This window comes from Acidimicrobiales bacterium, assembly GCA_036491125.1.
Taxonomy (GTDB): Bacteria; Actinomycetota; Acidimicrobiia; order Acidimicrobiales; family AC-9; genus AC-9.
Window position 1 is genome coordinate 1 of record DASXCO010000158.1, and the last position, 14,407, is coordinate 14,407.

The window sequence follows — 14,407 nt, forward strand, 5'->3', positions numbered from 1 at the left end:
GCCTTCGTGCCTTCCCCATTGCCTTGACGAGCTCCGTCGCCGTGGCCTCCCAAGAAGACGGCCCGGGCGATGTCGTCGCGCTCGAGGAGCTCGGTGGCGGCTCCCTCGAAGCGGATCTCGCCCTTTTCCATGAACACGGCCCGTTCGCAGATCTCACACGCGACACTCAGGCTCTGCTCGACGATGACCAGTGTGATGCCGGCGTCTCGCAGGGACCGCACGATGGCCATGAGCTCCTTGACCACGACGGGGGCGAGGCCGAGGGACAGCTCGTCGATGCAGAGGACCTTGGGGTCGAGCAGGAGCGCCTTGGCCAGGGCCAGCTGCTGCTGCTCACCTCCCGACAGGCTCCCTGCCCGCCTGCGGAGGTAGCGCTCGAGCACCGGGAAGGTCTCCAGCACCCGGGCTGTGCGGGCTCGCACCGTGGCCCGGTCCCGGTGGATGGGGAGGGCCTGAATGTCGAGGTTCTCCCGCACTGTCAGATCCGGAAAGATGGCGTGGCCGCCGGAGATGAGGGCCAGGCCCCTCCCCACGAGGCGCTCCGCCGGTGTGGTGGTGATGTCGGCGCCCTCGAAGGTGATGGCCCCCGAGGACGGCGCCTCGAGGCCGCAGAGGAGCCGCAGCAGGGTGGACTTCCCGGCCCCGTTGGTGCCGAGGAGGGCGAGGGCCTCGCCCTCTTCGACCTGGAGGGACACGTCGAAGAGGACCTGGAGTCGGCCGTAGGAGAAGTTGACGCCATCGACGTCGATGATCGGTGCGATCGGTGCCGACAAGGCGTCGCTCATCGGGCCCGGAGGGGTCGGGCCCGCAGGGGCCGCTCTCGGACGGGCGGCGTCGGGGAGATGGGTGGGCTCGCCGGGGCCTCGTCGGTGCCCAGGTAGGACACGATCACCGCCGGGTCGGCCCGGACCTCGTCCGGCGTGCCCTCAGAGATCACCCGACCCTGGTCCATGGCGTAGATGCGGTCGCACAAGCCCATCAGCAGGGGCATGTCGTGTTCGATGATGAGCACGGACAGACCCAGCTCGTCGCGGATGGATCGCAGCAGGGGGCCGAAGGCCTCCGCCTCACGCTGGGCCACCCCACCGGTGGGCTCGTCCAGCAACAACACCTTGGGCACCGAGGCGACCTGGGCAGCCAGGTCGCAGATCCTTCTGGTGCCGGTGGACAGCTCGTCGGTCAGCACGTCGGCCCAGGCGGTCAGGCCGAAGCGCTCGAGCAACGCCCACGCCGCCTTGCGGGACGATCCCTCTCCCGCCCGCACCCAGGGCGCCGAGGCGGCCGAGGAAAGGAGCCCGACCCGGTGCTGGGTGCTCATGGCCACCTGCATGGTCTCGGTGACGGTGAGCCCGGGGAAGAGGGTGGCCTGCTGGAAGCTGCGCCCGAGGCCGAACGTCGCCCGCAGCTCGGGGGGAAAGTCGCCCACGTTCACCCCGGCCACTGCCACCGAGCCGCCGTCGGCGCGAAGCACGCCGGAGATCACGTTCAGCAGCGTGGTCTTGCCCGCCCCGTTGGGTCCGATCAGCCCGACGATCTCGCCCTCTCGTACCTCGATCGACGCCCCTTCGAGAGCTTGCTGTCCGCCAAAGGCAAGGCGCATGTCCTCGACCGCCAGGGCTGGCGAATGGGCCGCGGCAGTGTCGCGCTCGGTCGTCTCGGCGACCATCGCATCCAGGCGGCCCTGCCACCACGACTGCACGGCGCCGGCGATCCCCTGGGGGAACTTCCGCAGGGCGAGGACCAGCCCCAGGCCACCGAAGAGCAGCTCGAAGCCGACACCTGAGCCCGCTGCGGAGCTGAAAAGGTCTGAGATCAAGGGGCTCAGCAAGAACGTCATTCCGTAGACGACGACCCCACCGGCCACCGCCCCGGCCACCGAGCCGATGCCGCCGATCACCACCGCAGCAAGCACGGCGAGGGACAGGTCGGCCGGGAACTGTGTGGCGGAGACGTTGCGCCAGGCGTCGGCCCACAGGACCCCGGCCGAGCCGGCGAGGAACCCCGAGACACACAGCGCCCCCATCTTGACGGTGGTGGGTGTCACCCGGAACGACGCAGCCCGGGCTTCGTCGTCTCGAACGGCGATGATGAGGCGGCCCGGTTGCGAGCGCCTGAGAGCCCACATCGCAGCCGCCGCGACCACGACCACGCCGAGGGCGACGTAGTAGACGGCGAGCTGTGACGAGGGGCTCCCCAAGCCGGCGGCCAGGCTCGGCTGCTGGAGGACAATCCCGAATGGTTGAGCCGACCCGAACCAGCCCTTGTGGAACAGCCAGTCAGGAGCGACGACGGCGAACCCGAGGGTGGTCACCGCCAACGTCAGGCCCGGCACCCGCAAGGCGGGCAGAGCGACCAGCCCCATCAGGGCCGCACCCACGAGACCGCAGACGATCAGCAGGAAGAGCACCGACCAGCCCCTCGGCATCAGGTGGGCGGCGACGAAGGCGCCGGCACCGACGAAGGCGAACTGGCCCAGGCTCACCTGGCCGGCCCAGCCGATGGCAACGGTCAGCGAGAGTGAGACGACCGCGTAGGTGAGGACCAGGGCCAGGTCGAAGCGCGTTCCCTCGCTGTTGAAGATGGGAATCACCGGAAGGATGAGCCCCACGAACAGGGCTCCCGCCAGGAGGGTGCGCGGGGCGTAGCGGACGGTGAAACGGTCGCGGATGGCCTCGGGGATGCGCAGGGGCGGCCGGTCCTCGACGATGGCGCCCGCGGTGGCGAACACCCGTCCGATGGCGCCGCCGCGGATCAACACCATGGCGATGATGACCAGGAAGACGACGAGCTCCGAAGTCGCCGCGTTCGAGGTGAGGGCCAGTGCGATCTGCTGCGCCAGTCCGATCAGCAGTCCACCACAGAGGGCGGCAGGCAACGACGTGAACGCCCCGAGGGCGGCTGCCCCCAGGGCGAGCAGGAGCAGCTGTGGGCCGAGCACGGCCGCGGCGGAGCTACCGTTCGAGCCGAACGACGGGCTCTGGAGGATGGCGGCGATCGCCGAGAGGCCACCGGCGATGGCCCAGGTGATGGCGGAGACCCGGGCGGCGGACACGCCGGCAAGCCGGGCCGCATCGGGGTTGGAGGCGGCCGCCCGGATCATGGTGCCGAGGAGAGTGAACCGGAGGAAGGCGGCCAGGCCGGCGACGATGAGGGGCCCCAGGACAAGGACCATGATGTCGGCGCCGCTCAGGATCACGCCCCCCACGTGGACACTGGCCTGGAACGGCAGCGGGTAGCCGGTGTACACCTCCTTCGAGCTGCTCGGGCCGAGGGCCGGGATGAGGGCGAGGGCCAGCAGGACCTGGGTGACCCCGACCGTCACCAGCAGCAGCGAGACCGCGGACGCCGATCGGGCCCGCAGGGGCCGCACGACCCAGCGCTCGACCCCAAGGCCGACGACGATCCCCACGGGCACGCACACCCCGAAGGCGACCCACCAGCTCCAGCCCCAGTCGATGACGAGCTTGGCGAGCAGCTGAGCAGACAACGCGCCCAGCTGGGCGTGAGCCAGGTTCAGGAAGCGGTTGGACTTGTAGACGAGGACGATGCCCACGGCCAGCAGCCCGGTCAGCGTGCCGTTGATCAGACCCAGTACGAGCGTGCCAGAGCTCACGGTCGACTCCTTCGCATCAGAAGGACGGCGAGAAGTTCGGGCTGTCGAGCTGCCAGCAGCCGCAGGAGGTGTGGTAGGTCACGGGCCGCCAGAACTCCCCTCCATAGGTCGTGCCCGAAGCAGAGAAGCTGTTCGGCCCGTAGGGGAAGGAGAACGGCACCGGGCCCGCACGCTGCAGGCCGGCGGCCAGCTGATTCGGGGCCACGCTGGGAGCGTGGTCGACCGCGGCCGCGAACATCCACGCCGTGTCGCAGACCGCCCCCGAGAACTGGTCGGTCGACGCGATGGCGCCCGGCTGACCGTGGCTCGCCATGATCTGGTCGCACAGGGCGGTGGTGGCATCCTCCTTGAACCCCGGCGTCGTCTGCGCCCCGTACTGCTCGGGGGTGATGGCGAGGGCGTTGTTGAAGTTGTTGGGGTCCGGAGCGAACGGCGGGTTCCCGGAGATGGCGACACTTCCGTCATCCGGTAGCGTCCACTGGGGCCGAAAGCCCTGCGCCTGCGACTGCTTGGTGATGTTCTGCATGTCCTCGAGGTCGTTGTCGATCGTCGCCGTCGTGACCCCGTCGGCCTTGAACTTGACTACGGCCTGTTCGATCGAAGACGGCGACGCGAAGGCAGAGGGACAACCGAGGTCGGCGCGATCGATGGCGCTGGAGGGAACCCCGACCGCCTGGAGGTCGGCCAGCATCGCCTGGTTCACCTCGGGCTGGCAGTCCTTGTAGAAGATGCCGAGCTTCTTGAAGCCGTTGGCCGGGTTGAACATGTTGAACTGGCGGGATGCGAAGGCCCAATTGCGGTAGACGACCTGGAGCGCCCCGTCCCCGCTGAAGTAGTACGGGTAGTAGCGCTGGACGTCGGCTTGGGAGAGCTCGATCTCCTCGAACACAGGGATATGGGCTTGGAGCAGGCAGGTGTCCGGGCTCTGAGGCAGGAAGCCGAACAACACGGCGAAATCCTTGTGCTGGATGAACGAGAGGCATGCGCTCTGGGCGCTGGAGGGGTTGAACTCGTTGTTCGTCTGGAAGTCGGGGACGATCTTCTGACACGCCGCCCCGCCCGACTTGTTGATCGCGTCGAACATGGCGTTCCACATACCTTGTTGGCTGCTGGGCGAGGGGGCCCCGAAGACGCTGTTGAGCCCGCCGCTGTCGACCAGGACCACACCCACGTTCATGGTCTTCTGTGGACCCGAGCATCCCGCCAGAGACCCTCCGGGTGTGCCAGGCAGCCCGCCTCCCGCGGTGGCGCCGCTGCCGGCGACGGACCCACCTGGAGCCGCTGGCGCGCCGGCGGACCCCGGGCCTGCTGCAGCTGTGGTGCTACTCGCAGTGCCGGCGGTGTCAGCCGTTCCCGCCGTTTCTCCCGTCGCCTTTGCGCCACGGGTGCCGCTGCCGTATCCGACCCCGAGGTTGGTGGAGGGCCCACTGGCCAGGGGGACGGCGATCCAGACGACGAGGGCCAGGGCGGTGGCCACGGCACCGACCGCGGCGGCCTGCTTGCCGGGCGATGCCCGTCGCCACCACAGCCGGAACTCGAGGAACGGCGTCGTGGCCGTCATGCCATCCATGGCGGTGTCCCCTTCCCAGTCATCGAGGAACCGGCCCCTCCCACAGCCTCCACAACGCCACCGAAGCTGCGGGGCCCCGCGCCACCGAAGCCTTCAGGCAGGTGAGATCATCCGCCAGCTGACCGGCGGGCGCCGGAGCCTGCACCGCCTCGGAGACCACGGGCAACCCCGCGGCCACCGGGTAGCGACGCAGAGTGGCGGCGAACGCAGCTGGGGAGCTGCACGCACCAGCCCCGTCGAGCGAGCGGGCCACGAAGGACGCCTTCGACCACGCCTGGTTCGAGTCGAGGGCCGACCACACGGCGGCATCGGCGCTGGCGGTGCCGCCGTCGAGCCAGGCAACTCCTGCGGAGGGTTGGCCGGCGGCGTCACGGGCGGCCCCGAGTCCGGCCACGGTGTACGCGGCGATGGTGGCCGGCGTCGAGCCTTTCGGGGGCCCGCCCGTCCCGATCTCCACGAGCGGCACGGGCCCGAGCACCCCGAGGACCTGGGCCACCCAGGAGCCGAAGGCCGCCGGACCTCCGGGAGCGGCGGGTTGGGGCACCAACAGAAGCGAGACCAGGGTGCCGTGGCGTACGAGATCACCGAGGGCGCTCGCGAGGCCGGGTGACACCGTGGCTCCCTGCACCAGTCCCACCGGCACGATGGGGGTCCTGCCCGCCATCTCGACCCTGAGCCCGGGACTCCAGGTCGCGTTCGGGCCGCCCGAGGCACCCACCGGGGAATCGACGTACATCCAGCGCGTGGGCACCTGCGACGTGCCCGCAGCAGAACTGCCACCAGGAAGGGCTCCGGCCGGCGCCGTGCCCGAGCCGAGCACCTGGGCGCACACCGCACTCAGCTGGGCCGAGACGCCGTCCAGTGGTGTGTTGGTGGTCGGGAACGGCACGGGGCATGCGTCACTCGGCGAGGTGGGAGCACCGGGCGTGCTCGGGGCACTGGCGCCGTCCGGGGCGAGGCTCCCCGTGTCCCCGGAGGCCAAGTCCGGGCTTGCGCCTGCGTTGTCATCAGAGGCCGCGCCCGGGCTTCCGCTGTCGGTCGCGGGGCCGGTTGCCTCGGTCCCCAGTCCCGAGGCGTTCGCCGCCAGCTGCGCGCTCTGGCCCTGCGAAGATGCCGGGGCCTGGCCGGATGGCGTGGCCGAGCTCACTGGGAAGCCGGCCGCGAAGTTCGCCAGCACCCCGCCACCGGAGGGGACCGCGATCCAGGCGAGGAACGCCATCGCGGCGGTCCCCGCCGCGATGGCCCTGGATCGTGGGCCGTTCGACGCTCCCCGCCACCAGAGACGGAACGCCGGAAACGGTGCATCGGCATGCCTCATGGGCGATTGGGCGCCAACCACCGACCGACCGCAGCTCCGCCGCGTGGCGAACTCGGTGTGCCGCTCCTGGTCCCCATACCCCAGCGCTCCACTCGTCTCGGGAGCTATCTCCTGCTGTCTCCTTCTAGAGCGATGGAGCTATCTCCTTTTGAGCGCCCGATAATATGCTTCCCGATCGCGAAGAGCAACCTTCTCGCCAGGCGGCGAACGATCGATACGACCAACAATCGCCGCGACCAACGACGCGAGCTCTTCCGGTCCGGCGTTGGTCGTGTTGCGGCCGGCGCACGCGGGTAACCCGGCGTCAGGCCGGCGGTCGTGGTACTACGGCCACCGTTGGGATCGTGGCGCCGGCGCCGCACCGCAGCACGCTGTCGATCACTCGTAAGAGCTCGTCCACGTCGAGCAGCGCGCCGCTGAGGAGGTTGCGAGCGAGCCATATGGGGAAGACCTCGGCCGCGACCTCCTCGTCCCAGTCGGCACTGAACTCCGTGGCCGACGCCCCCTCCCCACCGGCGCAGTCGCCGACCGTGACCCGGGTGAAGCCGACGGCGGGATGCTCCGCTCGCCAAGCTTCGACCAGCTTGTCCAGGGCCGCCTTGCTGACGATGTAGGCGCCGAGGCCCGGCCACGGCGCCGTGATCGAGGCGCTCACCGAGGACAAGTAGGCGGCCACCCCCCGTGACGCCGAGAGGTGGGGGATCGCGGCGGCGGTGACAAGCGCGGCGCCGGTAACATTTGTGTCGAAGGCCCGCCGCCACGTGCCGGCATCGAGCTCGGCGAGCCGACCGAGGGGGCCGATGCCTGTCGCGTACACGAGGGCGTCGATCCCCCCCAACCCGCTCGCTGCCTGCTCGATCGCGTCGCGACACGACGCGTCGTCGGTAACGTCGCAAGCGATCGCCAGCGCGCCGGGGCCGGCCTCCTTCGCGGTGTCGACGAGGCGGTCGTGCCGCCGGGCAAGGAGCGCCACCGTGGCTCCGCGCTGCGCGAGTCCGATGCCGATGCAGCGGCCGAGGCCGCTCGATGCGCCGACGACAACGGTCCTCAACGGTGCAGTGGCCATGTCAGTCTCGCCATCTTGCCACGGACGAACTGTCGGCTCTGCGCTGCCACCAGCCCCTCCTTGGCCGCAAACTCGTTTCTTCCGCTCAGCAGAACGTAGATTACACTGAGCGAGGATACCGTTTTCACCGGTGCTCGCCACCTCGAAGGGAGTCGCCGATGCGCATCGGCCTCATGATCGGCCCGGAGCGAGCCCGCTACCGGACGAAGGTCGAGCGGCTCCTCACCGATGTCCGATGGGCGGAGGATGCTGGCCTGGCCACGGTCTGGATCCCGCAGATCCCCGACGAGTTCGACGCCCTGACCGCTGCCACGCTCGTCGGCGCCGAGACGACGAGGATCGAAATTGGTACCGCGGTGGTCCCGGTCCAGCCCCGGCACCCGATCGCGCTCGCTCAGCAGGCGCTGTCGGTGCAGGCAGTGTGCGAAGGTAGGCTGAGACTCGGGCTCGGCGTATCGCACCACTGGATCATCGACGAGATGCTCGGATTGCCCTACAAGCGTCCTGTCGTGACCATGGGCGCCTACCTGGACGTCCTCGACCAAGCCTTCGGAGGTCCCGGCACTGTCGACGTCGACAACGAGCTGTTCCGCGTCCACAGCCCCCTCGACGTCACAGACGTCGCCCCGACGCCGGTGCTCATGGCCGCTCTCGGTCCGCTCATGCTCCGGCTGGCCGGCGAGCGGACCGACGGCACGATCCTGTGGATGGCTGACGAGCGGGCCATCGCGTCGCATGTCATCCCTCACCTCACTGGAGCGGCGTCGGCCGCGGGCCGGCCGGCACCCCGTGTCGTCGCCGGCATCCCGGTGTGTCTCTGCAGTGAGCGGGAGGTCGACGCGGCGACCGCCCGGGCGAACCGGATCCTGGCCGAGGCGGAGGTGTCGCCGAACTACCAGCATCTGCTCGATCACGGCGACGCCCGCAACGTCGGGGACATCCTGGCCGCGGGCAGCGAGTCGACGATCGAGAAGCGCCTACGCGGCTTCGCCGATGCCGGCGTGACGGACGTGTCGGTCCGTGTGTTGCCGATCGGGGAGAGTCGCCCGGACCTCATCGCGTCGCTCGAGCGTACGCGTCAGTTCATATCGTCGCTCGCTCGATGAGTGCCACCCGCGCAGCCCGGTGGCCGAGCGTCACGGCGATGACGGCGGCTGCCGCCGAGCGGTTTGGAGACCAGCTCGCGATCGTGGACGGCGGGACCCGGCTCTCATACAGGGACCTGCGCGACGAAGCACGAACCTTCGGCGCGGCGTTGGTCGCGTCCGGCGTGGAGCCTGGCGACCGTGTGGCCATCTGGGGGTTCAACAGCGCCGAGTGGGTTGTCAGTGCGCTGGGGCTGTTCGAGGCCGCGGCGGTGCTCGTCCCCGTCAACACCCGGTTCAAGGGCGTCGAGGCGGCGGACATCCTGTCCCGGAGTGGGGCCAAGGTGCTAGTCACGGTCAGCGACTTTCTCGGGACGGACTACGTCGCCATGCTCCGAGCGAGCGACGCGGAGCTGCCCCAGCTCCGCACGATCGTGGTGTCGAGCGGTCACGCACCGGATAGCGCTTCGTCGTGGAGCGCCTTCCTCCGGCGCGGGACCGACGCGACGCGCGCCGAGGTCGCCCGGCGCAGCGCCGCCACGACCGCTGAGGACGTCTCCGACATCCTCTTCACCTCGGGCACGACGGGTGTCCCCAAGGGCGTGGTCCAGACCCACGCCCGGACGTTGCGCGTCGCCACTGACTGGGTGGCGATGACCGGCCTCACCGCCGGCGACCGCTATCTCATGGTCAACCCGTACTTCCACATGTTCGGGTTGAAGGCTGGGATCCTCGCGTCGGTCGCCGCCGGCGCGACGATGCTCCCCGAAGCGGTGTTCGACGTCGATCGCCTGCTCTCGCGGGTCGCCGAGGAGCAGATTACGGTGCTTCCTGGGCCACCCACCGTCTACCAGTCGATCCTCGACCACCCCGACCGCGGCCGCCACGACCTGTCGAGCCTGCGGGTCGCGGTGACCGGCGCCGCCGACATCCCGATCGAGCTCATCCGCCGCGTGGTCGACGAGCTGCCGTTTCCCACGATCATCACCGGCTACGGGCTCACCGAGGCGGGTACCGCGACGGCGACGTCCTTCGCTGACGACGTAGAGACCATCGCCACCACGGTGGGGCGTCCACGCCCGGGCTTCGAGCTGCGCATTGTCGACGACAAGGGCGTCGAGGTCCCGGCCGGAGATACCGGCGAGATCGTGCTGCGCGGGGGAAGCACGATGTTGCACTACCTCGACGACCCCGAGGGGACAGCGCGGGCTCTCCCCGAGGGCGGGTGGTTACGGACGGGTGACCTCGGCACGGTGAACGGAGCGGGCTGTCTACGCGTCGTCGGCCGGGCCAAGGACATGTTCATCGTCGGTGGCTTCAACGCCTACCCCGCTGAGATCGAGAGCGCCCTGCTCCGTCACCCCGACATCCAGGAGGCTGCCGTGATCGGCATACCTGATCAACGGCTGGGTGAGGTCGGCATGGCGTTCGTCGTCGTTCGGCAGGGGGTTGCCACGTCGGGCAGCGAGATCATCCGGTGGTCCCGCGACCAGATGGCGAACTACAAGGTCCCTCGGGCCGTCGAGGTGATCGATGAGCTGCCGGTCAGCGCCACCGGGAAGGTGATGAAGGACGTGTTGCGCGAGCAGGCGACGGCCTGATGGCGCCGGGCCTGATGCACCAGGGGCTCGAGCGGTCTGCCCGCCGCTTCGGCGATCGTGACTTCATACGGGCCGGCGAAGACATGTGGTCCTTCCAGGGGCTCGACGGCCTGAGCAACGCCTTCGCCCGGCACCTGGCGGTGAGCGGCGTGAACGCCAGAGACCGTGTCGTGGTCATGACCACGAGCCGCGTGGAGTTTGTTGTTGCCGTCCACGCCGTCAGCAAGCTGGGCGCGTCCGCCGTCCTCCTGAGCCCGGCGTGGAAGGCCCTCGAGGTCGGGCACGCGCTGGCGCTGACCGAGCCGGTCCACGCCGTGGCCGACGGGCCCGCGGTGGCCGTGCTGTCCGATCGCTTACGCGGGGGCGTGACTGATCTCGACGACCCGGCGATGACGGAGACGGTGTTCACCCTCGCTCCCGAGCCGATCACCGGCAGCGACGTCGACGACAGCGACGAGGCGGTCCTCGTCTTCAGCTCGGGTACGACCGGGCTCCCCAAGGCCGTGCGCCACTCGCACCGGTCGATTCGTCACGCCACGGCGCACTGGTGCGACGCCCTCGACCTCGGTCCCGACGACCGCTTCCAGGTGGCCACGCCACCGTCGCACATCCTCGGATTGTTGAACCTGCTCGCTGCGGCCGCCGCCGCGGCGACGGTGCGGCTGCATCCACGCTTCGACCTCGACGAGATCCTGGGCCGGATCGAGAGCGAACGTATGACACTCGAGATGGCCGTGGCGCCGGTCGCGCTGGCGATGGCAAAGCATCCTCGGCTCGAGGCGTACGACCTGTCATCGCTGCGCTACATCATGTGGGGCGCCACCCCGGTGAGTGAGAACGTCGCCAAAGTCGTGACCGAGCGCACCGGCGTCCGGTGGCTGCCGGCATACGGCGCCAGCGAGCTGCCGGTGATCGCCTGCAATCCCGTGCGAGAAACCGACGCCTGGCGACTCGACTCCGCCGGGCTGCCGCCGGCCGGCGTCGAGCTGCGGGTCGCGGATCTCGACACTGGCGAGCCCCTGGCGCCTGGCCACACCGGCGAGATCCAGGTCCAGAGCCCATCGGTCATGGCAGGCTACCTGCCAGCGGAGGCCACGGCCGGGGCATTCGCCGATGGTTGGTACCGCACGGGCGACGTCGGATGGCTCGAGCCCGAGGGATGGGTCCACCTGACCGACCGATCGAAGGAGATGATCAAGGTGAACGCCTTCCAGGTGGCGCCGGCCGAGATAGAGGCGGTGCTGCTCGACCACCCTGCGGTCCTCGATTGCGCCGTGTTCGGCGTGCCTGACGAGCGCGCCGGCGAGGTGCCAGCCGCAGCCGTGCAGCTGGACTCCTCGCACCCGGTTGCCGATGGGGAGCTTCAGCGACTCGTCGCCGACTCGCTCGCGACGTACAAGCACCTCCACCATGTCGTGGTCGTCGACGCCATTCCGCGGCTCCCGTCGGGGAAGGCGCTCCGCCGGACGCTTCGCGACGAATGGGCGCCGATGCTCGTCGCCTCGGGGAAGGTGGGTTAGGGGAGCTCTAGGCGATCCCGTCGTTGCGGTACACATGACCGCCCTTCATCACGAACCGGACATCCCCGGTCACGGCGATGTCAGCCAGCGGATCGCCGGGAACGGCGATGATGTCGGCGAGAAGTCCGGCTTCGAGCCGGCCCCGGTCGTCGACGTCGATCAGCTCGGCTGAGACGGTCGTCGCGGCGCGGATCGCCTGGAGTGCCGTCATCCCCCGGTTGACGAGCGCGACCAGCTCCTTGGCGTTGCGGCCATGTGGGATGGCCGGTGCGTCGGTACCGCAGGCGACTCGAACGCCACGCTCGATGGCTTTGCTGATCGTCGCCCGGGCCCGCGGGAAGACCTCCGCGGCCTTGGCTTGGAGCTCCGGCGCCGCGCGCGAGACATCCATGGCGTCCGCGAGGTAGGTGGTCGCGACGAGAAACGTGCCTCGCTCGACCATCAGCTCGAGGGTCTCGTCGCTCGCCAGCGAGCCGTGCTCGATACAGTCGATCCCCGCCTCGATCGCAGCACGGATGCCATCGTCGCCGTGGGCGTGGGCGGCGACCCTGAGTCCGGCGCGGTGGGCTTCGTCGGCGATCGCCTCCAGCTCTTCGTCGGAGTATTGCTGGGCCCCAGCGGGGCCGGTGTGCGACATCACACCCCCCGACGCGCAGACCTTGATGAGTCTCGCTCCATGCTTGATCTGGTAGCGCACGGCCTTGCGCACCTCGCTGATGCCGTTGGCGATGCCCTCCTCGACGGTGAGCGGCATGATGTGCGGCGCAAACGCCTGGAACATGGTGGGGTCGAGGTGGCCCCCGCTCGGGGTGATGGCGTGGCCGGCGGGAACGACGCGGGGTCCGTCGATCCATCCGAGGTCGATCGCCTTCCGGAGGGCGACGTCGAGGAGCAGGCCGCCGGTCTGGACGAAGAGACCGAGGTTCCGCACGGTCGTGAAGCCCGCCCGGAGCGTCCGGCGGGCGTTGGCGACCGCGCGCAGGGTTCGGACGGCGGCGTCGTCCTGTACGGAGTTCAGGGGGCTGGCATGGTCGGGGCCTCCCAAGAGGAGGTTGACCTCCATATCCATCAGACCCGGGAGCATGGTGAGGTCGCCGAGGTCGATCTCCTCGACGTCCGCAGGAACCGATCCGGGTGCCACATCGACGATCCGGTCACCCTCGATCAGGAGATCCCCAGGCGCCAGCACCTCGCCCTTCCCGACATCGAGCATCCGGGCGCTGACCAGGTGAATCGGTGGCTGCGGGCTCCGCTCACGGGCCATTCGTCGCTCCCTCGGGTAAAATCGCTCTACCTAGTCGGAAACCATATTCTCGCAGAGGGGAAGCATGCTCGACGTCGACCATCTCGTGCTCGTCAGTGTCGATGACCACCTCATCGAGCCGCCAGATCTGTTCGTCAACCACCTCGACCCGAAGTACCAGGACCGGGCGCCCAAGCTCGTCCGCAACGCCGAGGGGTCGGACGTCTGGACGTTCGGTGACGTGGTCATGGAGACGGCCGCGCTCAATGCGGTGGCCGGGCGCCCGAAGGAGGAGTACGGCCTGGAGCCCCAGAGCCTCGATGAGGTGCGGCCCGGCTGCTATGACGTGCACGAACGGGTGAAGGACATGGACGCCGGTGGCGTCCTGGCGTCCATGAACTTCCCGTCGTTCCCGACGTTCACGGCGCGCGTGTTCGCCAGCGACGACGCGGATCTGTCCCTGGCGCTGGTGCGGGCTTACAACGACTGGCACATCGACGAATGGTGTGCCGCCTACCCCGGCCGCTTCATCCCCATGGCCGTGCCTGTGATCTGGGACGCAGCGCTGACTGCGGACGAGGTGCGTCGGGTCGCCGCCAAGGGCTGCCATTCGCTGAGCTTCACGGAGAATCCCGCTGCCCTCGGCTACCCGAGCTTCCACGACGAGTACTGGGACCCTGTGTGGCGCGCGTGCTGCGACACCGGCACGGTGCTCTCGATCCACCTTGGCTCGTCGGGCCGCCTATCGATCCCGGCCGTGGACTCGCCACCCGACGTGATGATCACCCTCCAACCGATGAACATCCAGTCGGCCGCGGCCGATCTGCTCTGGTCGCGCGTCCTCAAGAACTTCCCAGGCCTTCGTGTGGCGTTATCCGAAGGCGGCACGGGGTGGATCCCGTACTTCCTCGATCGGGTCGACCGTACCTTCGAGATGCACCATGCCTGGACGCTGCAGGACTTCGGCGGGCGGATGCCGAGCGAGGTGTTCCGCGACCACTTCCTCACATGCTTCATCAGCGATCCGATCGGGGTCGCCATGAGAGACAGGATCGGTATCGACAACATCGCCTGGGAGGCCGACTACCCGCACAGCGACTCGATGTGGCCGACCGCACCGGAGGAGTTGGGCGCTGTCTTCGCCGAGAACGACCTGCCTGACGACCACGTTCGCAGGATGACGCACGAGAACGCCATGCGCTGGTACTCGTTCGACCCCTTCGCCCACGTGCCAGAGGACCAGGCGACCGTGGGTGCGCTGCGGCGACGGGCCGCCGGCCACGATGTCTCGGTCATGTCGCGCAGCACACGGGTCCGAACCCCGGACGAGAAGCTCGAAGGGTTCCGTAAGCGCGCCCGGCGAGCCGTGGCGGCTGTGGGAACCTGAATGA

10 protein-coding genes are annotated in these 14,407 nt (G+C 69.4%); 4 read left to right on the plus strand and 6 right to left on the minus strand.

Annotation, left to right across the window (positions count from 1 at the left end; all coding sequences use genetic code 11):
* From VGF64_12095 to VGF64_12115, 5 genes are all read right to left on the minus strand, one after another.
* Nucleotides 1-785: ATP-binding cassette domain-containing protein (locus VGF64_12095; protein ID HEY1635492.1), on the minus strand; the 785-nt coding region annotated here is incomplete at its 3' end.
* On the minus strand, nucleotides 782-3,613 hold the full coding sequence (locus VGF64_12100) for an ATP-binding cassette domain-containing protein (GenBank protein HEY1635493.1): 2,832 nt from the start codon (nucleotides 3,611-3,613) through the stop codon (nucleotides 782-784). The genes VGF64_12095 and VGF64_12100, both read right to left, overlap by 4 nt.
* Nucleotides 3,614-3,629: 16 nt before the next feature.
* On the minus strand, nucleotides 3,630-5,183 hold the full coding sequence (locus VGF64_12105) for a hypothetical protein (protein ID HEY1635494.1): 1,554 nt from the start codon (nucleotides 5,181-5,183) through the stop codon (nucleotides 3,630-3,632).
* Between the two features lie 19 nt (nucleotides 5,184-5,202).
* Complete coding sequence (locus tag VGF64_12110) at nucleotides 5,203-6,402, minus strand: hypothetical protein (protein HEY1635495.1); 1,200 nt, start codon at nucleotides 6,400-6,402, stop codon at nucleotides 5,203-5,205.
* A gap of 403 nt (nucleotides 6,403-6,805) precedes the next feature.
* A complete protein-coding gene (locus tag VGF64_12115; protein HEY1635496.1) occupies nucleotides 6,806-7,567 on the minus strand; it encodes an SDR family NAD(P)-dependent oxidoreductase in 762 nt (253 codons plus the stop codon).
* 158 nt (nucleotides 7,568-7,725) lie between these two features.
* Between VGF64_12115 and VGF64_12120 the strand changes: the two genes are divergently transcribed.
* From VGF64_12120 to VGF64_12130, 3 genes are read left to right on the plus strand one after another with little or no spacing between them, the layout of a single operon-like run.
* Nucleotides 7,726-8,673: a TIGR03564 family F420-dependent LLM class oxidoreductase gene (locus tag VGF64_12120; GenBank protein HEY1635497.1), complete on the plus strand. Its 948-nt coding sequence runs from the start codon at nucleotides 7,726-7,728 to the stop codon at nucleotides 8,671-8,673.
* The gene (locus tag VGF64_12125) at nucleotides 8,670-10,253 is read left to right on the plus strand and encodes a FadD3 family acyl-CoA ligase (protein HEY1635498.1); all 1,584 of its coding nucleotides are present in this window, start codon (nucleotides 8,670-8,672) and stop codon (nucleotides 10,251-10,253) included. The genes VGF64_12120 and VGF64_12125 overlap by 4 nt, the downstream gene beginning before the upstream one ends.
* Nucleotides 10,253-11,773 carry a class I adenylate-forming enzyme family protein gene (locus VGF64_12130; protein ID HEY1635499.1) on the plus strand — a complete coding sequence of 507 codons (1,521 nt, stop codon included), beginning with the start codon at nucleotides 10,253-10,255 and terminating at the stop codon, nucleotides 11,771-11,773. Before VGF64_12125 ends, VGF64_12130 begins: the two co-directional genes overlap by 1 nt.
* 7 nt (nucleotides 11,774-11,780) lie before the next feature.
* Here VGF64_12130 and VGF64_12135 read toward each other — a convergent pair whose 3' ends face one another.
* Nucleotides 11,781-13,037, minus strand: a complete 1,257-nt coding sequence (locus VGF64_12135; GenBank protein HEY1635500.1) for an amidohydrolase family protein — start codon at nucleotides 13,035-13,037, stop codon at nucleotides 11,781-11,783.
* A 64-nt stretch (nucleotides 13,038-13,101) separates the two neighbouring features.
* Here VGF64_12135 and VGF64_12140 point away from each other — a divergent pair, with 64 nt between their 5' ends.
* The gene (locus VGF64_12140; GenBank protein ID HEY1635501.1) at nucleotides 13,102-14,403 is read left to right on the plus strand and encodes an amidohydrolase family protein; all 1,302 of its coding nucleotides are present in this window, start codon (nucleotides 13,102-13,104) and stop codon (nucleotides 14,401-14,403) included.
* Nucleotides 14,404-14,407 lie beyond the last annotated feature (4 nt).

Bases quoted from the DNA above. Each gene is read 5' to 3' on its own strand.
- VGF64_12105 (HEY1635494.1), bottom strand. From the start codon at position 5,183: ATGGATGGCATGACGGCCACGACGCCGTTCCTCGAGTTCCGGCTGTGG.
- VGF64_12115 (HEY1635496.1), bottom strand. From the start codon at position 7,567: ATGGCCACTGCACCGTTGAGGACCGTTGTCGTCGGCGCATCGAGCGGC.
- VGF64_12120 (HEY1635497.1), top strand. From the start codon at position 7,726: ATGCGCATCGGCCTCATGATCGGCCCGGAGCGAGCCCGCTACCGGACG.
- VGF64_12110 (HEY1635495.1), bottom strand. From the start codon at position 6,402: ATGGCGTTCCTCGCCTGGATCGCGGTCCCCTCCGGTGGCGGGGTGCTG.
- VGF64_12135 (HEY1635500.1), bottom strand. From the start codon at position 13,037: ATGGCCCGTGAGCGGAGCCCGCAGCCACCGATTCACCTGGTCAGCGCC.
- VGF64_12140 (HEY1635501.1), top strand. From the start codon at position 13,102: ATGCTCGACGTCGACCATCTCGTGCTCGTCAGTGTCGATGACCACCTC.
- VGF64_12125 (HEY1635498.1), top strand. From the start codon at position 8,670: ATGAGTGCCACCCGCGCAGCCCGGTGGCCGAGCGTCACGGCGATGACG.
- VGF64_12130 (HEY1635499.1), top strand. From the start codon at position 10,253: ATGGCGCCGGGCCTGATGCACCAGGGGCTCGAGCGGTCTGCCCGCCGC.